An 18,038-nucleotide genomic window follows, 5' to 3' on the forward strand; every position below is an offset into this window, starting at 1 on the left:
AGTAAAATAACCTCTTGAAACTTATTGAAATGGTGGTGGCGTATTGCCCGCAGATAAGGGCAATCATAGCAGAACAGTCAGGCATGCGGAAACAGCAATCACGCGGGACTGCACTCTGTGCTACATGATTTATGATATTGAGCAGTTTTTCAGACTACGCCCTGGCCGCGCAGCGCTGCCAGTTGAGTCATCAGCATCTCTTCGATGAGTTCGCTACGGCTCATATTGCGGGATTCGGCCAGCTCGTTCAGCGCATCGACAGCCTCAGCGTTGAGTTTCAGTTCGACACGCTTAAGGCCACGTACTTTGTCGCGTTTTAGCTGGTTACGCTTATTAATGCGCAGCTGTTCATCACGCGAAAGCGGATTGGTTTTGGGTCGTCCCGGGCGACGCTCGTGTGCGAACAGATCTAATGTCGTACGGTCCGTTTGTTCTTTGGCCATGATTTTGGTGACTTCGGGGAAACAATCAGCCAGGCGTCTGCCCGGATGGATAGCGCGCCATCATACATCAGCAAGGCAGACACGCCAACGCCCGCGGACGTAATCGCGCGCGGACGCTGAGTTTTTAATCAGTTGGCCTTATCTGCCAGATAGCGACGAATGGCGCGCAGCACCGCATCGGGTTTTTCCGCGTGAACCCAGTGGCCCGCTCCGGCGATGACGTGCGCCCGCGCTTGAGGGAACTGCGCCAGCAGATCGTGACGATATGCTTCGGTCACATAAGGCGAGTTGCCGCCGGGGATAAACAACGCCGGGCGATCCCAGGCTGGAATGGTCTCCCAGCCCACAATATGTGGATACTGTTCCCACAACACCGGTACGTTAAAGCGCCATTCGCCGTCGATAAACGATTTCAGCAGAAACTGGATGACGCCTTCTTCTTGCAGATGTTGACGCATAACGGTGGCGGCCTGTTGACGGGTTTCGGCGCCCGCGTCGGTGACGGCATTGATGGCGGCGAAGATTTCATCGTGGCGGCGAACGTGGTAATCGACCGGCGCGATGTCGATCGCGACCAACTGGTCAATACGCTCCGGCGCCAGCGCGGTGAGCGCCATTACCGCTTTACCGCCCATGGAGTGGCCGATAAAGGTGGCTTTCTCAATGCCTTCGGCATCAATGGTATCCAGTAAGTCTTGCGCCATTGCCGGGTAGTCCATCACCGGATCGCGAGGGGAGAGACCGTGGTTGCGCATATCAACCTGAATGATATCGTGATCGGTCACCAGGTCGCGCGCCAGAACGCCGAGGTTGTCCAGGCTGCCAAACAAACCGTGAACGAGGACGATGGGAGAATTATTGTGCAGGTTTTGTGCAGTTTGCGCTCGGATATTCAATTTCATGGCAAAGTTCTTTTTTTCGCTCTGTCGGGTTAGGGTATTATGTTGACTATTCTGCCACAGGGCTGCAACAACTACGGTTTACTCCGAGTTTTTCCGTCAGCCAGGTTTGACGCTATCCGCTGTTGGAATTTGCCTTTACACTACGTGCAGGTAATCCCAACGACTTGTATTCAGATAAGACACCGCACTGGATTAAGATGAAAACGATTGAAGTTGATGATGAACTCTATAGCTATATTGCCAGCCACACCAAGCATATTGGCGAGAGCGCATCCGACATTTTACGGCGCATGTTGAAGTTTTCCGCCGTATCACAGCCTGTCACTCCGGCGGCGAAAGAGGTTCGCGTCGCGCAACCTGCTATCGTGGAAGCGAAGCCCGTCAACCCCGTAAAAGATAAAGTCCGCGCCATGCGTGAACTGCTGCTTTCCGACGAGTACGCGGAGCAGAAGAAAGCGGTAAACCGCTTCATGCTGGTGCTGTCTACACTCTACTCACTGGATAATCGCGCGTTTGCCGAAGCGACGGAGTCGTTGCATGGCCGTACGCGCGTCTATTTTGCGGCTGATGAACAAACGCTGCTGAAAAATGGTAATCAAACCAAACCGAAACATGTGCCCGGCACGCCGTATTGGGTGATTACCAACACCAACACCGGCCGTAAATGCAGCATGGTTGAACACATCATGCAGTCAATGCAATTCCCGGCGGAATTGATTGAGAAGGTTTGCGGAACAATTTAATCCTTGCATTAAAAGGACCAGGCAATGGCAATCCACAACCGTGCAGGTCAACCTGCGCAACAGAGTGATTTGATTAACGTCGCCCAACTGACGGCACAGTACTATGTACTGAAACCCGAAGCAGGGAATGCAGAGCACGCCGTGAAGTTCGGTACGTCCGGGCATCGCGGTAGCGCAGGTCGTCATAGTTTTAACGAGCCGCACATCCTGGCGATCGCCCAGGCGATTGCGGAAGAGCGTGCAAAAAACGGTATCACTGGTCCTTGTTATGTGGGCAAAGATACCCACGCGCTGTCTGAACCGGCATTTATCTCTGTACTGGAAGTGCTGGCGGCGAACGGTGTTGATGTCATCGTGCAGGAAAACAATGGTTTCACGCCAACGCCTGCCGTTTCTAACGCTATCCTGGTTCACAATAAAAAAGGCGGCCCGCTGGCTGATGGCATCGTGATCACGCCATCTCACAACCCACCGGAAGACGGCGGTATTAAGTACAACCCGCCAAACGGCGGCCCGGCGGATACCAACGTCACCAAAGTGGTGGAAGACAGGGCCAACGCGCTGTTGGCTGACGGTCTGAAGGGCGTGAAGCGTATCTCTCTGGATGCGGCGATGGCCTCAGGCCACGTTAAAGAGCAGGATCTGGTGCAGCCGTTTGTTGAAGGGCTGGCGGATATCGTCGATATGGCGGCGATTCAGAAAGCGGGCCTGACGCTGGGCGTCGATCCGCTGGGTGGTTCCGGTATCGAATACTGGAAGCGTATTGCTAAGCACTACAACCTGAACCTGACTATCGTTAACGATCACGTTGATCAGACGTTCCGCTTTATGCATCTCGACAAAGATGGCGCAATTCGTATGGACTGTTCCTCCGAGTGCGCGATGGCGGGTCTGCTGGCGCTGCGTGATAAGTTCGATCTGGCGTTCGCCAACGACCCGGACTATGACCGCCACGGCATCGTGACTCCGGCAGGGCTGATGAACCCGAACCACTATCTGGCGGTAGCGATCAACTATCTGTTCCAGCACCGCCCGCAGTGGGGCAAAGAGGTGGCGGTCGGTAAAACGCTGGTCTCTTCTGCGATGATCGACCGCGTGGTGAACGATTTGGGGCGTAAACTGGTGGAAGTGCCGGTCGGCTTTAAATGGTTCGTCGACGGTCTGTTCGACGGCAGTTTCGGCTTCGGCGGCGAAGAGAGCGCCGGGGCGTCTTTCCTGCGTTTCGACGGCACGCCGTGGTCTACCGATAAAGACGGCATCATCATGTGCCTGCTGGCGGCGGAAATCACGGCCGTCACCGGGAAAAACCCGCAGGAGCACTACAACGAGCTGGCGGCTCGCTTTGGCGCGCCGAGCTATAACCGTTTGCAGGCAAGCGCAACGTCTGCGCAGAAAGCCGCATTGTCTAAGCTCTCTCCAGAAATGGTGAGCGCCAGCACGCTGGCGGGCGATCCGATCACCGCGCGTCTGACGGCGGCGCCGGGTAACGGCGCGTCGATTGGCGGCCTGAAAGTGATGACCGACAACGGCTGGTTTGCCGCGCGGCCTTCTGGCACGGAAGACGCTTATAAGATTTATTGCGAAAGCTTCCTCGGCGAGGAACACCGCAAGCAGATCGAAAAAGAAGCGGTTGAGATTGTCAGCGAAGTGCTGAAAAACGCGTAAGTGCGGTTTGTGTGCCGGGCGGAACTGCATTTGCCCGGCCTACAACAACGATCGTAGGCCCGGTAAGCGTTAGCGCCACCGGGCTTTTTTTTAGCCGTGTTTGTTTTTCAGCTCAAAGCGCGGCGATACCAGTCCATACAGCGTCCAGCCGAGGAAGGTCACGATGGAGCCGTACAGCATCGCTTCTTCACCGGAGGAATACAGCGCATAGAAGCTGTACAGCGCGCCGATGAATGCCACGAAGTTCGCCGTTTTGGCTTTTGACGACGGAACATTTGCCACTTTCTGAATGATCACCAGCGCGGCCATCGACAGAATGTACGGGATAATGTTTGTTACCACCGCCAGGTTAACCAGCACGTTGAACTGGCTGTTCAGCGATGGGCTGATGGTCATCAGCGATAATCCGCTCTGGATAATCACGATGGTCAGCATCCCCTGAACCGGCGCATCCACTTTCGTTACGCGAGAGAAGATTTTCGGGAAATATCCTTCATCCGCCGAGGATTTGAAGACCTGGGCGATAGTGAACTGCCAGCCCAGCAGCGAACCGCAGCAGGACATCACCATCAACGCCATGATCACTTTACCGACTTCCGGGGTAAACATCTGTGCGAACGCCAGACCGAACGGCGCGGTGGAGTTGGCCAGATCCATGTTTGGTACGATCCCGGCAATCACGTTGGTGGAGATGATGTAAATCACCGCCGCGCCCAGCGTACCGCCTAATACCGCAATCGGTACGTTACGCTCCGGGTTTTCCACCACTTCGGCGTTGGCACAGGCAGATTCCAGACCGAGGAAGGCCCACAGCGTCATCGCAATAGAAGAACCGACGGCGGTGAAGAACGGTACGTGATGCGGGTTCCAGGAGTTGGCGTACAGCGTCGGGCTAAACCAGAACCAGCCGATGATACACAGACCGACAACCGGAATAATCACGCCCCAGACGGTGATACTGCTGATTTGCCCGGTAATGCGCGCGCCGCCGAAGTTGGCGACGGTGCACAGCCACAGCACGCCGATGGTCGCCAGACCGATCTGCACCGGTGACAGCGTGGCGCCGAACAGCTCGGTGCCGTAGCCGACGGCGGAGATGGCGATAGCGACGTTGGCAATCAGCAGCGAAACGCCATAGGTGTAGTTCGCCATAAAGTTGCCGGACTTACCAAAGGCATACTCCGCGTAGCCGCCCATACCGCCGGATTTACGGCTGAACATCCCGCATTTGGCGAAAGCCCATGCCAGCGCCATTGAACCAACGGCAGTCACCAGCCACGAGATGATCGAGATGGTGCCGACCTCCGCAAGTTTGGTGGGCAGCATGATAATCCCGGAGCCCATCATATTGACCATTGTCAGGATGGTGAGCTGAACGACGCCCATTTTATTGGATTTGGCTTTACTCATAATTTTTCCCCTTTCAGCAGGGTGTTCTGTGCTTCGCGCGGTTTAATGACGTAGCACCACACCTGTTTACGGCCGTCGTGTTCTTCGATGTAAACGCCCTGTAGTTCAGGCGCAAAGCCCGGCAGCAGGTTGATCCCTTCTTCCAGCGCGCTGAAATAACGCAGCACCGCACCGCCCCAGATTTCACCCGGAACAACGCACAAAACCCCTGGCGGATACGGAAGCGCGCCTTCTGCCGCGATCCGTCCTTCCGCGTCCGGCAGGCGAACCAGTTCGACTTCACCGCGCAGATAGGCGTAGTTGGCGTCCTGCGGATTCATGCTGACGCGTGGGAAATGGGATTTACGGAACATCTCTTTTTGCAGCTGTTTCACGTTATGGCGTGCGTACAGATCGTGCATCTCCTGGCACAGCTGACGCAGGGTGTAGCCGGCATAACGCGCTTCATGCTGCTTATAAATTGACGGCAGAACGTCAGCCAGCGGCGCATCGGCTTCCAGCAGTTTCTCAAAGCGCACCAGCAGGGCGACGAGTTGCTGCAATTTCGCCATGTCTTCCGCTGGCGTCAGCAGGAACAGGATCGAGTTGAGATCGCATTTTTCCGGCACCACGCCGTTTTCACGCAGGAAGTTGGCAAGGATGGTCGCCGGAACGCCAAAGGTGTCGTATTCGCCGTTGCGCGCATTGATGCCCGGCGTCGTGAGCAGCAGTTTGCACGGATCAACAAAGTACTGGTGTTCGGCGTAGCCTTCGAAGGCATGCCAGTGTTCGCCCGGCACAAAGTGGAAGAAGCGCAGGTCGTTTGCGATCTCCGCCGTGGGGTAAGACTGCCACGGTTTACCGTCGATCAGTTCCGGCACAAACGGACGGATGTGATGGCAGTTATCAAGGATCAGCTTGCGTGCATTGATGCCGTTCGCCACGCAGTCCATCCACATGTTACGGCCACCGACGCCTTCGTGCATTTTGGCGTTGATGTCCAGGGCGGCGAACAGCGGGTAGAACGGGCTGGTGGAGGCGTGCATCATGAACGCGTTATTCATACGTTTATGCGGCACATAGCGAGACTGACCTTTGATATGGCTGTCTTTCTTGTGGATCTGCGAGGTCTGGGAGAAACCGGCCTGCTGTTTGTGAACAGACTGCGTGACCAGGATACCCGGATCGTTCTCGTTCAGGTCCAGCAACAACGGCGAGCAATCGGCCATCATCGGAATAAACTGCTCGTAGCCGACCCATGCGGAGTCAAACAGGATGTAGTCGCACAGATGACCAATCTTATCCACCACCTGACGGGCGTTATAGATGGTGCCGTCGTAGGTGCCTAACTGGATCACCGCCAGGCGGAACGGACGGGCGTCTTGCGCGCGTTGCGGCGCCACTTCGCTGACCAGTTCACGCAGATAGTCTTCTTCAAAGCAGTGGGCGTCGATCCCGCCGATGAAGCCGTACGGGTTGCGCGCGGTTTCCAGATAAACCGGCGTCGCGCCCGCCTGCAACAGCGCGCCGTGGTGGTTCGATTTGTGGTTATTACGATCGAACAGCACCAGATCGCCTGGGGTCAGCAGCGCGTTAAGTACCACTTTGTTTGACGATGAGGTGCCGTTCAGCACAAAGTAGGTTTTGTCGGCGTTGAACACTTTCGCGGCGTGTTGTTGCGCGATGCACGGCGCGCCTTCATGGATAAGCAGATCGCCCATCGCCACGTCGGCATTACACAAATCAGAGCGGAAAAGCGTTTCGCCAAAGTACTCAACAAACTGGTTCCCTGCGGGGTGACGGCGGAAGAATTCACCACCCTGATGCCCCGGACAGTCAAATGCGCTGTTGCCCTGGTTTACGTAGTCCACCAGCGCCCGGAAGAACGGCGGGCGCAGTTGCGTTTCATAGTGGCTGGCAGCGGTCTCCAGTTGGCGGCCATAGAAGGCGTTACGGGCTTCATTATGTTCGAATACGCCCGAGATCCGCGGCAGATATTCTGCCGGAACGCGCTCTTCATTTTGTGTCGCGATAAACACGGGAATACCGTAGCCCGTCGCATCAATCTCATCGAGTTTACCTCGTTCAATATCATTGATGGATAACACGATAGCGGCAACATCAATGAAATTACTTTCATCAACATTAACGATACTGCGCTGTGTAGAAAAACAATCAGGGCAGGAACGACTGACGGCAATTTTTAATTCAGACATTTTCATCTCTTTATTTTCAGGTAATAGCAGGTCCTCAATTTCTCGAATGAGAAACTGATAGCTCCGGAAAAAAAGCAATACGACGCCACTGATAAATAAATCAGTAAATTGCTTTTTAGAAGATGCAATAAACCCTAACCTTTCCGGTCACAGGTAAAACAGGGTTATGCAGTGTGAGCACCACGAGATACAGGCGTTAGCCTGCGATACAAGGGGTCAGGAAGACCTGTATGCTGGAGTGCCCTTAGTCGAAAGACTAACGGGCATTAAAGAAATGAAAGTCGAAGCTGTTACGGTGAGCAAACATCATAATATGAGTTGTCCGCCTTATATGGGGCATTGTACGGCTATTATTTTCCATTTTGGTTACCTTTACTGGATAAGTGGAAGGTGAGGGTATTTTATCCAGGAAATGAGCCTGATCTGTGAAGAAGATCAATAAAAAACGATCATTTCTAAAATATTTAGTCGTTGTTTATGCATATCACACGATAAGATATCGTATTGTTGTTTATATGTTATTGGTTTGTATTTTTATATTTTTTAAGGAATGAGCTTACACTGCAAAATACATTATTTGCAGTGTGGTTAATGATAAAAATGATATTTAGGAATTAATTAAAAAAAATGAATAACCATTCATGGCATAAAACGATAACCGATTCCGGTTTCGGTAATGAAATGGCGGGGGCGGGCGGGATCTTTCTCCAGTTTCTGTCGCAGGTGACCCATATAAATACGCAAATAGTGACTGTGCTCGACGGCGTTCGGGCCCCAGACCTGGTTCAACAGCTGCCGCTGGGTGAGCACTTTGCCCGCATTATTCAGCAACACGGCCAGTAAGCGAAACTCAATCGGCGTCAGGTGAATTTCTTCTTCATCACGGTGGACAAGGTGTGCTGCTAAGTCCACTTTTATGCTGGAAAACTGCACGATGGGATCAGGAGAAGGGCCGCTGGCGTGACGGCGCAGCGCCACGCGTAAGCGCGCCTGTAGTTCGCCAATGCCGAAGGGTTTACTCAGATAGTCATCGGCGCCCGCATCCAGCGCAGTGATTTTATCGCTCTCCTCGCTGCGAGCAGAAAGCACAATCACTGGAATTGCGCTCCATTGTCGCAGGTCGCGAATAAAATCGATGCCGTCGCCGTCAGGCAGGCCAAGATCAAGAATGATGAGATCGGGTTTCCGCGTGGCGGCTTCCAGCAACCCACGGCTTAGCGTCTCTGCTTCGTACACGCGCAGCCCGTCGCTTTCCAGCGCGCTGCGCAGAAAGCGACGAATAGCCTGTTCGTCTTCAACAATCAGAACGTTGGTCACATATCCTCATGAAAATCTTCAAGTTCAGGCGCAGTTTCCTGCGGGAGTGTAACACGGAAACAGGCTCCGCCCTGCGGGCGATTGTGGGCGGAAATCGTTCCACCGTGCACTTCAACAATCGCCTGGCAAATAGCCAGCCCCAGCCCAACGCCCGGTACGGCAGACTCTTTATTTCCCCGGGCAAATTTGTCGAAGATGCTTTTCTCCTGCCCGTCAGGAATGCCGGGGCCATTATCCCAGACGTCAAGCTGAAGATGTTCGTCTTCAACATGGGCATCAATGCCGATCTCCGCCTGTGAACCGGCGTATTTGACGGCGTTTTCCAGAAGGTTGATCAGTACCCGTTCAAACAGCGGGCCGTCAACGTGTACCAGCGTCAGCGGCGCTGGCAGCGACAGGTTAATGGGGTGGGATAGCCCCGGCTCCAGCATTTGCAGGGCGCTGCCGACAACCTCTTCCAGCGTCAGCCACTCTTTTTTAAGATTAAATCCACCGGACTGAATGCGCGCCATATCCAGCAGGTTATTCACCAGCCGGGTGGTGTTGAGAATGTGCTGGCGGATTTCGCTGGCCTGGCGCGCATGTGGCGATCCTTCACTTGCCAAATCCAGGGTTAAAATCTCCGCCTGACCAAACAGCACCGTCAGCGGCGTGCGCAAGTCATGGGAGAGGGCGGCGAGCAGGGCATTGCGAATGCTCTCGCGCTCGCTGGCGAGTCGGGCCAGCTCTTCACTGGCGGTGAGCGTCAGACGCTCCAGCGCGCTGGCGACCAGCAAGGTGAATGTTTCCAGTAGCCGCTGTTGCTCCGGGATCATCAACTGGCGAAGATTCCCCGGCTCGACCACCACCAGTCCATGCGTTTTATCGGCGCTTTTTAACGGTAAAATTTGATACGGCACGCCGGGCAGGGTATCTGTGCCCGCCCCGGCCGGCTGGCCTTTGTCAAAGCTCCACCGGGCGATGGCGTCATCCCACGGCGTTATGCCCTGCTGGTGGGTCAGCGGCATCAGCGTGCCGTTTTCATCCGGCAATAACACCTGGCTGCGGGCCTGAAACGTGGAAGCGATAAACTGTTCGCTGGTGGCGGCGATATCCTGCCTGCTTCGCCCCACCGCCAGCGCTTTGGACATCTCGTACAGATGGCGCGTGCGCTGTTCCCGATAGCGGGCAACCCGCGCCTGATAGCGCACGCCCGCCGTCAGGTTACCGATCACCAGCCCCACCGTCAGCATCACGGCGAAGGTCAACAGATACTGCACATCGGAAACGGCAAGCGTGCCGCGAGGAGCAATAAAAAAGAGATCGAAGCTGGCGACGTTAATAAAGGTTGCCACTACCGAGGGCCAGCGCCCATAAAACAGAGCGATAATCACCACGCCCAGCAGACACAGCATCACCAGGTTAGCGGCATCAAAGGCGACCATCCACTGTACGGCGATGACGGTGGTCACCGCGCAAAGGGCGATCGCGACCAGGCAGCCCTGTATCTGCACCCGCCACTTATCTTTGAAGGCACGGGTATCCGGTGTCTGATTCAACGGGCGAGTCGGGGGATCATCAAGGGCGACGACCACCTGATCGAGATCCGGCGCCTGTTTCGCCAGGCGATCGGCAAACGAATCTCTGCGCCACCAGCGTCGCGTTGCCGGGCGACCCAGCACAATTTTGCCGAGGTTATGTTCCCGGGCGTAACGCACAACCGCTTTTTCTTCGGCGGGATCGGAAAGCGTGGCGGTCTCTGCGCCCAGCTCCTGCGCCAGACGCAGGGCGCTCAAGATGGCGCGCCGCTGCTTTTCCGGCAGGCGATGCAGCGCCGGGGTTTCGACATACACCGCGTGCCAGACGCTGCCGAGGCGGGCAGCCAGCCGCGCGGCGGCACGCACCAGTTTTTCACTGCCGGTGTTGTGCCCGATGCACAGCAGAATGGCGTCGCGGGTATGCCACACTTTCTCTTCGCCCGGATGACTCCGCCAGGCGCGCATTTGATCGTCCACCCGGTCGGCCGTGCGGCGCAGCGCCAGTTCACGCAGGGCGATCAAATTGCCTTTGCGAAAGAAGTGCTCAATGGCGCGTTCAGCCTGGCCGGCAATGTACACCTTGCCCTCTTTCAGACGCGCTCGCAGATCGTCAGGCGGCAGGTCGACCAGAACCACCTCGTCGGCGGCATCGAAGAAGGGGTCTGGTACGGTTTCTCGAACCTGAATGCCGGTCACGCCGCTGACCACATCGTTGAGGCTTTCCAGGTGCTGGACGTTGACGGTGGTAAAGACGTCAATACCCGCTTCCAGCAGTTCTTCTATATCCTGCCAGCGTTTAGGGTGGCGCGAGCCTGGCGCATTGCTGTGCGCCAGTTCGTCCATGAGAATAAGCGCCGGGCGACGGGCCAGCGCCGCGTCAAGATCGAACTCGCTGAGATGGCGTCCGTGACGCGTCTGCCGTTTTAGCGGCAGGATGCTGAGGCCGTCCAGCAGCGCGGCGGTCTCTTTACGCCCGTGGGTTTCCACGACACCCGTCAAAATATCCAGCCCTTGCGCCCGCAGTCGCTGCGCCTCAGCCAGCATCGCCCAGGTTTTCCCGACGCCTGCGCAGGCGCCGAAGAAGATTTTCAGTTTTCCCCGGTGTGGTGCGGCGGTCTGTTCCAGCAGGCGATCGGGGTCAGGGCGTAGCGGTTCTTCATTAACCATCAGAGCTTATCCAGCGCTAAATTGAGTTCCACGATATTGACCACTGGCTGGCCGATAAAACTCACCAGCGGCTTTTGCGTATATTCTGCGACCAACTGCGTCACGGCTTCAACGCTGAGATTTCGCGCTTTGGCGACGCGCGGGATCTGCCACGCCGCCGCCGCTGGCGTCAGGTTATTGTCCAGCCCGCTGGCGGAGGCGGTGAGCAGTTCCACCGGAATCGTCGTGCTGGCGTCCGGGTTAGCGGCTCGCAGCGCCTTCACCCGCTGCTGCAACTGTTTATCCAGCTCCGGGTTGCTGACCGCCAGATTACTGCCGCCGGAAGCCATGGGATTATAGGGTATTTCCGCCGTTGCTGACGGGCGTCCCTGAAAATAGCCGTCGGCGGTAAAATTCTGCCCGATAAGCGCAGAGCCGCGCACGAGACTGCCATCAACAATCAGTGAGCCGTTAGCCTGATGCGGGAACCACCATTGCCCCAGCGCGGTGGTAAGCAGCGGGTAAATGCCGCCGGTTAGCAGCGTCAGAAACACCAGCGTTGATAATGCAGGACGTAATCCACTCATTATAAACCTCACACCAGACCCAGCAGAGTCAGCAGTAAATCAATCACTTTAATGCCGATAAACGGCACAACCAGACCACCCAGGCCGTAAATCCACAGATTACGGCGCAGCATGGCAGAGGCCGAAAGCGGCTTATAGCTCACCCCTTTCAATGCCAGCGGGATCAGAAAAACGATAATCAACGCATTGAAGATCACCGCGCTGAGGATTGCGGAATCCGGCGAATGCAGACGCATAATGTTCAGCGTATTCAACTGCGGGTACGTCGCGGCAAACGCCGCCGGAATGATGGCGAAATATTTCGCCACGTCATTGGCGATACTGAACGTGGTGAGCGAACCGCGCGTCATCAGCATCTGTTTACCGATATGCACCACTTCGATCAGCTTGGTCGGGTTGGAATCCAGATCCACCATGTTACCGGCTTCTTTCGCTGCCTGAGTACCGGAGTTCATTGCCACTGCCACATCAGCCTGCGCCAGCGCCGGTGCATCGTTGGTTCCGTCGCCGGTCATCGCCACCAGGCGACCTTCAGCCTGGTACTGGCGGATCAACGCCAGCTTGGCTTCTGGTGTGGCTTCCGCCAGGAAATCATCCACTCCGGCTTCGGCGGCAATCGCCGCTGCCGTCAGGCGGTTGTCGCCGGTGATCATCACCGTTTTGATGCCCATTTTGCGCAACTGGGCAAAACGTTCCTTAATCCCGCCTTTGACAATATCTTTCAGAGCGATAACGCCCAGCACGCGGGAACCTTCCACCACCACCAGCGGCGTGGCGCCAAGACGGGCGACGCTATCCACTTTTTGCTCCACGTCAGCGGGGAAGTGACCGCCGCTGGCTTCAACGTGGCGGCGAATGGCATCCACGGAACCTTTACGGATCATTCGGTTATCAATGTTGATGCCGCTCATCCGGCTTTGCGCGGTAAAGGGAACAAAGGTGGCATGGCGCGACTGCACATCGCGCTCGCGCAGATTAAAACGCTGTTTGGCGAGAATGACGATGCTGCGGCCTTCCGGCGTCTCGTCGGCCAGCGAAGAGAGTTGCGCTGCGTCGGCCAGCGTCTTTTCATCCACGCCCTGAGCGGGCAGAAAGTCCGAGGCCTGACGGTTGCCGAGGGTGATGGTGCCGGTTTTATCCAGCAGCAGCACGTCCACGTCGCCTGCGGCTTCCACCGCCCGACCGCTGGTGGCGATGACGTTTGCTCCCAGCATTCGACTCATCCCGGCGACGCCGATCGCCGAAAGTAATCCGCCGATAGTGGTGGGGATCAGGCAAACCAGCAGGGCGACCAGCACCGTCACGCTGACGGCATGGCCGCCCCAGGCGGAAAAGGGCCAGAGCGTGGCGGTTGCCAGTAAAAAGACAATAGTCAGGGCAATCAGCAGAATGGTCAGCGCGATTTCGTTTGGCGTTTTACGGCGCTGCGCGCCTTCCACCATCGCGATCATCCGGTCAAGGAAGGTTTCGCCGGGATTCACGCTGCATTCGATGACCAGCCAGTCGGAGAGAATACGTGTTCCGCCGGTCACTGAGGCAAAGTCGCCGCCGGATTCACGAATCACCGGCGCGGACTCACCGGTAATGGCGCTTTCGTCCACCGATGCGCCGCCTTCAATGACCTCGCCGTCGCAGGGAATAATATCGCCCGCTTCAACCAGGACGATATCCCCTTTACGCAGCTCATCGGCAGGGAGGCGATCCGCCTGCGCGCCATACTTTGGTTCACGCAGTTTGCGGGCAAATGCCGTTTTCTTCACCCCTTTCAGACTGCTGGCCTGCGCTTTGCTGCGACCTTCCGCCAGCGCTTCGGCAACGTTAGCGAACAGGACGGTAACCCATAGCCAGAGGCTTATCGCGCCAGTAAACCGGGGATTACCTGGCATCTGCCCGGTTGCCATCGCCACCGTGATAAGGGTCGTCAGCAGACTGCCGATCCAGACAATAAACATGACCGGATTGCGCCACTGGGTATGTGGGCTTAATTTTTTCACGGCCTCGATCAGCGCCTGAGCGACCAGGGAGGGCTCGAACAGCGCCAGTTGTTTGCGACTCATCACCATGTACTCCGCTTCGCTCAATATAAAGAGAGGTGTTCAGCAACCGGCCCAAGCGCCAGCGCAGGAATAAAGGTCAGTGCGCCCACCAGCAACACCGTACCGATCAGCAGGCCGACAAACAGCGCGCCGTGCGTCGGCAGTGTGCCGGGGCTGGCCGGCTGGCGCTTTTTACCGACCAGCGATCCGGCAATTGCCATGACCGGGATAATCACCCCGAAGCGACCGACAAACATGCAGAAGGCCAGCAGGCAGTTCCAGAAGGGCGTGTTGGCGTTCAGACCGGCAAAGGCGCTGCCGTTGTTGTTGGCCGCCGAAGAGACGGCGTACAGCACTTCGCTAAAACCGTGTGGGCCGGGGTTGAGCATTCCGCTGCGGCCGGTTTCGGTCATCATCGCCAGCGCCGTACCGAGCAATACCAGCGTCGGGGTAATCAGAATCGCCAGGGCGGTCATTTTCATTTCGCGCACGTCGATTTTTTTACCCAGATATTCTGGCGTGCGGCCAATCATCAGCCCGGCGATAAATACGGCTAACAATACGAACAACAGCATGCCGTACAAACCCGAACCGACGCCGCCAAAAACCACTTCGCCGATTTGCATCAGCCACATTGGCACCATGCCGCCCAGTGCGGTAAAAGAGTCATGCATAGCGATAACCGCCCCGCAGGAGGCCGCCGTGGTCACGACGGCGAACAGGCTGCTGACCAGCACGCCAAAGCGACTCTCTTTGCCTTCCATATTGAGGCTGCTGTCGGTGCCAAACTTCAGCAGATGAGGATTGCCCTGGACTTCCGCCGACATCACCACGGCGACGCAGACCACGAAAATGATCGACATCGCCCACAGCAGCATCTGTCCCTGACGGCGATCGCCTGACGCATCGCCAAAGGCAAAGCAAAGCGCGGCGGGAATCAAAAAGATCGCCAGCATCTGTACCATGTTGGTTAATGCGCTCGGGTTTTCAAACGGATGCGATGAGTTGGCGTTGAAGAACCCGCCGCCGTTGGTGCCGAGCATCTTTATGGCTTCCTGTGAAGCTACCGGCCCCATCGGCAAAAGCTGTTTCACACCTTCAACGCTGGTGAACGGTTGATAGGGCAGCAGGTTTTGCAGTGCGCCCTGCTGGATGAAAAGCAGGGCGATTAACAGGGCGAGCGGCAATAAGATCCACAGCGTAATGCGCACCAAATCCATCCAGGCGTTGCCCAGCGTATCCATGCTCTGGCGCGTAAAGGCGCGGATCAGGGCGAAGATCACCGCGATACCGGTAGCCGCCGACAGGAAGTTCTGTACGGTCAGTCCCGCCATCTGGCTGAAGTAGCTTAAGGTGGTTTCCCCACCGTAGGACTGCCAGTTGGTATTGGTGACAAAACTGATGGCCGTATTGAGCGCCAGATGCCAGGAAAGGCCAGGCAACTGCTGCGGGTTCAGCGGCAGCAGGTTTTGCCCCAGCAGCATCAGAAACAGCACTGCCAGACCCAACAGATTCAGGGTAAGAATGGCCAGCAGATACTGTTTCCAGTCCATTTCCTGCGCCGGTATCCCCAACCCGCGCCATAGCAGACGCTCTGCGCTGGCGGTGCCTGGCAGGGGAATGTTGTTGATAAGTCGCGCCAGACCCACGCCTAAAGGGCGGGCGAGCACGAACAGGATCAGTAAAAAACTGGCTGTCAGTAAAAATCCCTGGGCCGCCATCAGAATGCCTCCGCATTAATCAGGGCATACACCAGGTAACCCAAAAGTAAGAAAATCAGCACGATGCCGATGATTACGCCTGCACTCACGGTGCACCTCCAGTGGTTTTTCTTCTGATATGCGGAGGGTAATTTTTTGCCTGCAAAGATTTCGCAAAAATCGGCGCGTAGGGTGTAAAAAAAGTATAAAAATGGAAAAGACCATCATTTAACTAATGATTAGTATTAATTTAACTTTTATGTAACTTAATTACAGGGTGAATGTAAATAAAGCTTAAATAGACAAAATAAGTGGTCGGATGAGTAGTAAAATTACACGCAAAGCGGTACTATTTTCAGCAGATAACCAATTTGACTTTACCGGTGATGATTACCGGCCAGATAAAGGGGAGAAAAGTATGGAACTCTATAAAGAATATCCGGCTCATGTTGTTTTGTTACGCCGCACTCTCGCCGTTGTGGCTGGGGTTCTGGCGCTGCCGGTCATGTTGTTCTGGAAAGACCGTGCTCGTTTTTACAGCTATCTGCATCGCGTCTGGTCGAAAACCAGCGATAAACCGGTGTGGATGGAGCAGGCAGAAAAAGTGACCTGCGATTTCTACTGATATACAGCATCGTCCGAGAAAACCGCCAACAGAAATGTGGCGGTTTTTTTATACGTTATGCCGGATGGCGGCGATGCCTTATCCGGCCTACAGATAGTGCCACGCTGTAGGCCCGGTAAGCGTAGCGCCACCGGGCGTAATGTCATTCAGGACTCAACCGCCAGCGGGCGGTTTCTGAATTTGAGTGACTGATACAGCCAAATCAGCAGTACCAGCACCACGCAGGCCAGCGCTCCCCAGGTTATCTGGTCGAACACATCGATATAGGCATTGATGGCGTAGTTGATCGCGCCGCTTGCATCAAACGCGCTCTGCGAGGTTTGATCGGCAATGACGCCAGCCAGATAGTTGGCGATCGCGCCGGAGAGCAACATATAGATGCCGGTCAGAACGCCCGTCACGCCAGGGATCTCAATACGTGTAATCTGCGACATTGCGACCGGGTCGATGAACAACTCGGCAAAACCCATTACCGCCAACCCTAAGATCATCAGTGGCATAGAAGAGTGACCGTAGGCGGCAGATAACCGGGCGCTTACGGTCAGAATGCAGAATCCGGCGCTCATCAAACCGAGGCCCAGGGCGAATTTCCCCCAGATCCGCACGGTACGGTTGCCGCCCATACTCTCCTTAATCAGCCAGGCCAGCACCACGCCGCACAGCATGACCGCGAAGGCATTCACTGACTGGAACATCGCCGTCGGTACTTCGTAACCCAGAATCGTACGGTTCACGAATCGGTCGATGTACAAACTGATGGAGCTGCCGCCCTGTTGGGCGAACGCCCAGAACAACATGCTGAAGAAGGTGAGAACCACAATCAGCCCCAGCTCTTTACGCTGTTTTTGCGTCTGTGCCTGACGGTAGATTTTTGTCAGCACCGCAAGACCAATAACGGTGGCGACAATCAGCGCATAGACCGACCATTCTTTCCAGAACAGCACCGTGATCAGCAGCGGCGCGGCGACCAACAGCACCAGCAGCCAACACCAGTTGGGCAGAACAAACGTTCTGGCGTGCAGCGCGGCTTTATTCACCCCAGTGGTGTGGGCGAAATGGCGATTGCCGCACAGGAAGATAATTAACCCGGCGATCATGCCGATGGCGGCCAGCGCAAAACCCATCGCCCAACTGTACTCTTCCTGAACATAACCACAGGCGATAGGGGCAATGATCGAGCCGATATTGCCGGCGGCATACAGCAGTGAGAATCCCCCGTCGCGGCGTGGATCTTCCGGTTTATACAGCTCACCTAACAGGCAACTGATGTTGGATTTGAACAGACCGTAACCGCAGACGATGATCGCCAGCGACAAATAAAGGAAGGTCGGCGCGATTTCACTCGCCCCCAGCACCAGATGACCAACGGCCATCAAAAATGCTCCCAGCATGACCGCCATGCGATTACCGAGCACTTTATCCGCCAGATACCCGCCGAGAATCGGGGTGACATAGACCAGCGAACAGTAAGCGCTGAACAGCGCATACGCATGGTTATCGTCGTATTTTAGCTGGTTGGTGAGATAGAGAATCAGCAGGGCGCGCATGCCGTAAAAGCTGAAGTATTCCCAAATTTGCAGTGCGACGACGTAATAAATGGCGCGCGGTTGAGAAGATGGTTTATTCATTGTGATTCCGGGATGGATGTCACACCGCAAAAGAAATCCGCGGCGTGAGTGTGTTTCCTTAAAGTTATAACTTCGATACAGATCTGATTATTTTTGCAATATGCTGTCTGATTGCATAAATATA

15 protein-coding genes are annotated in these 18,038 nt (G+C 55.7%); 3 read left to right on the plus strand and 12 right to left on the minus strand.

What is annotated here, in order from left to right; genetic code table 11:
- Positions 1–149: 149 nt before the first annotated feature.
- Together ybfE and ybfF are read right to left on the minus strand one after the other, a co-directional pair.
- Positions 150–443 (minus strand): LexA regulated protein, encoded by a 294-nt coding sequence (gene ybfE / locus OGX84_RS18495; protein ID WP_012133315.1) that lies wholly within the window; start codon positions 441–443, stop codon positions 150–152.
- Between the two features lie 128 nt (positions 444–571).
- Positions 572–1,345 (minus strand): esterase, encoded by a 774-nt coding sequence (ybfF, locus tag OGX84_RS18500; RefSeq protein WP_049009846.1) that lies wholly within the window; start codon positions 1,343–1,345, stop codon positions 572–574.
- 197 nt (positions 1,346–1,542) lie between these two features.
- Between ybfF and seqA the strand changes: the two genes are divergently transcribed.
- Positions 1,543–2,088: a replication initiation negative regulator SeqA gene (seqA, locus tag OGX84_RS18505; protein WP_047458147.1), complete on the plus strand. Its 546-nt coding sequence runs from the start codon at positions 1,543–1,545 to the stop codon at positions 2,086–2,088.
- Positions 2,089–2,112: 24 nt separating this feature from the next.
- Positions 2,113–3,753, plus strand: a complete 1,641-nt coding sequence (pgm, locus tag OGX84_RS18510; protein WP_012133312.1) for a phosphoglucomutase (alpha-D-glucose-1,6-bisphosphate-dependent) — start codon at positions 2,113–2,115, stop codon at positions 3,751–3,753.
- A 90-nt stretch (positions 3,754–3,843) separates the two neighbouring features.
- On the opposite strand, the gene potE is transcribed toward pgm, so the two are convergent.
- The 9 genes from potE to kdpF all read right to left on the minus strand — a co-directional run bounded on the left by potE (position 3,844) and on the right by kdpF (position 15,771).
- On the minus strand, positions 3,844–5,163 hold the full coding sequence (gene potE / locus OGX84_RS18515; RefSeq protein WP_012133311.1) for a putrescine-ornithine antiporter: 1,320 nt from the start codon (positions 5,161–5,163) through the stop codon (positions 3,844–3,846).
- On the minus strand, positions 5,160–7,358 hold the full coding sequence (gene speF / locus OGX84_RS18520; protein WP_024130539.1) for an ornithine decarboxylase SpeF: 2,199 nt from the start codon (positions 7,356–7,358) through the stop codon (positions 5,160–5,162). Before speF ends, potE begins: the two co-directional genes overlap by 4 nt.
- Before the next feature lie 256 nt (positions 7,359–7,614).
- Positions 7,615–7,719, minus strand: coding sequence for a leader peptide SpeFL (gene speFL / locus OGX84_RS18525; protein WP_114149115.1), 105 nt, complete (start codon positions 7,717–7,719; stop codon positions 7,615–7,617).
- A gap of 278 nt (positions 7,720–7,997) precedes the next feature.
- Positions 7,998–8,675 carry a two-component system response regulator KdpE gene (gene kdpE / locus OGX84_RS18530; RefSeq protein ID WP_012133308.1) on the minus strand — a complete coding sequence of 226 codons (678 nt, stop codon included), beginning with the start codon at positions 8,673–8,675 and terminating at the stop codon, positions 7,998–8,000.
- Positions 8,672–11,359, minus strand: a complete 2,688-nt coding sequence (gene kdpD, locus OGX84_RS18535) for a two-component system sensor histidine kinase KdpD (protein WP_286458279.1) — start codon at positions 11,357–11,359, stop codon at positions 8,672–8,674. Before kdpD ends, kdpE begins: the two co-directional genes overlap by 4 nt.
- Positions 11,359–11,925, minus strand: a complete 567-nt coding sequence (kdpC, locus tag OGX84_RS18540) for a potassium-transporting ATPase subunit KdpC (RefSeq protein WP_112002173.1) — start codon at positions 11,923–11,925, stop codon at positions 11,359–11,361. Before kdpC ends, kdpD begins: the two co-directional genes overlap by 1 nt.
- 8 nt (positions 11,926–11,933) lie before the next feature.
- The gene (kdpB, locus tag OGX84_RS18545; RefSeq protein ID WP_024130536.1) at positions 11,934–13,982 is read right to left on the minus strand and encodes a potassium-transporting ATPase subunit KdpB; all 2,049 of its coding nucleotides are present in this window, start codon (positions 13,980–13,982) and stop codon (positions 11,934–11,936) included.
- Positions 13,983–14,002: 20 nt separating this feature from the next.
- Positions 14,003–15,682, minus strand: coding sequence for a potassium-transporting ATPase subunit KdpA (kdpA, locus tag OGX84_RS18550; RefSeq protein WP_112002174.1), 1,680 nt, complete (start codon positions 15,680–15,682; stop codon positions 14,003–14,005).
- A complete protein-coding gene (gene kdpF, locus OGX84_RS18555; protein ID WP_042285393.1) occupies positions 15,682–15,771 on the minus strand; it encodes a K(+)-transporting ATPase subunit F in 90 nt (29 codons plus the stop codon). Before kdpF ends, kdpA begins: the two co-directional genes overlap by 1 nt.
- Before the next feature lie 308 nt (positions 15,772–16,079).
- On the opposite strand from kdpF, the gene OGX84_RS18560 reads away from it, so the two are divergent.
- Positions 16,080–16,286, plus strand: coding sequence for a YbfA family protein (locus tag OGX84_RS18560; protein ID WP_024130535.1), 207 nt, complete (start codon positions 16,080–16,082; stop codon positions 16,284–16,286).
- Positions 16,287–16,432: 146 nt separating this feature from the next.
- Here OGX84_RS18560 and OGX84_RS18565 read toward each other — a convergent pair whose 3' ends face one another.
- Positions 16,433–17,914, minus strand: a complete 1,482-nt coding sequence (locus OGX84_RS18565) for an MFS transporter (protein ID WP_112002175.1) — start codon at positions 17,912–17,914, stop codon at positions 16,433–16,435.
- Positions 17,915–18,038 lie beyond the last annotated feature (124 nt).

It is taken from the genome of Citrobacter sp. CK202 (assembly GCF_030333225.1).
GTDB lineage: Bacteria > Pseudomonadota > Gammaproteobacteria > Enterobacterales > Enterobacteriaceae > Citrobacter_B > Citrobacter_B koseri.

What these genes read in the sequence shown, in the direction of transcription:
- ybfE (WP_012133315.1), bottom strand. Translation starts at nt 443, where the DNA reads ATGGCCAAAGAACAAACGGACCGTACGACATTAGATCTGTTCGCACAC.
- ybfF (WP_049009846.1), bottom strand. Translation starts at nt 1,345, where the DNA reads ATGAAATTGAATATCCGAGCGCAAACTGCACAAAACCTGCACAATAAT.
- seqA (WP_047458147.1), top strand. Translation starts at nt 1,543, where the DNA reads ATGAAAACGATTGAAGTTGATGATGAACTCTATAGCTATATTGCCAGC.
- pgm (WP_012133312.1), top strand. Translation starts at nt 2,113, where the DNA reads ATGGCAATCCACAACCGTGCAGGTCAACCTGCGCAACAGAGTGATTTG.
- potE (WP_012133311.1), bottom strand. Translation starts at nt 5,163, where the DNA reads ATGAGTAAAGCCAAATCCAATAAAATGGGCGTCGTTCAGCTCACCATC.
- speF (WP_024130539.1), bottom strand. Translation starts at nt 7,358, where the DNA reads ATGTCTGAATTAAAAATTGCCGTCAGTCGTTCCTGCCCTGATTGTTTT.
- speFL (WP_114149115.1), bottom strand. Translation starts at nt 7,719, where the DNA reads ATGGAAAATAATAGCCGTACAATGCCCCATATAAGGCGGACAACTCAT.
- kdpD (WP_286458279.1), bottom strand. Translation starts at nt 11,359, where the DNA reads ATGGTTAATGAAGAACCGCTACGCCCTGACCCCGATCGCCTGCTGGAA.
- kdpC (WP_112002173.1), bottom strand. Translation starts at nt 11,925, where the DNA reads ATGAGTGGATTACGTCCTGCATTATCAACGCTGGTGTTTCTGACGCTG.
- kdpB (WP_024130536.1), bottom strand. Translation starts at nt 13,982, where the DNA reads ATGAGTCGCAAACAACTGGCGCTGTTCGAGCCCTCCCTGGTCGCTCAG.
- kdpA (WP_112002174.1), bottom strand. Translation starts at nt 15,682, where the DNA reads ATGGCGGCCCAGGGATTTTTACTGACAGCCAGTTTTTTACTGATCCTG.
- OGX84_RS18560 (WP_024130535.1), top strand. Translation starts at nt 16,080, where the DNA reads ATGGAACTCTATAAAGAATATCCGGCTCATGTTGTTTTGTTACGCCGC.
- OGX84_RS18565 (WP_112002175.1), bottom strand. Translation starts at nt 17,914, where the DNA reads ATGAATAAACCATCTTCTCAACCGCGCGCCATTTATTACGTCGTCGCA.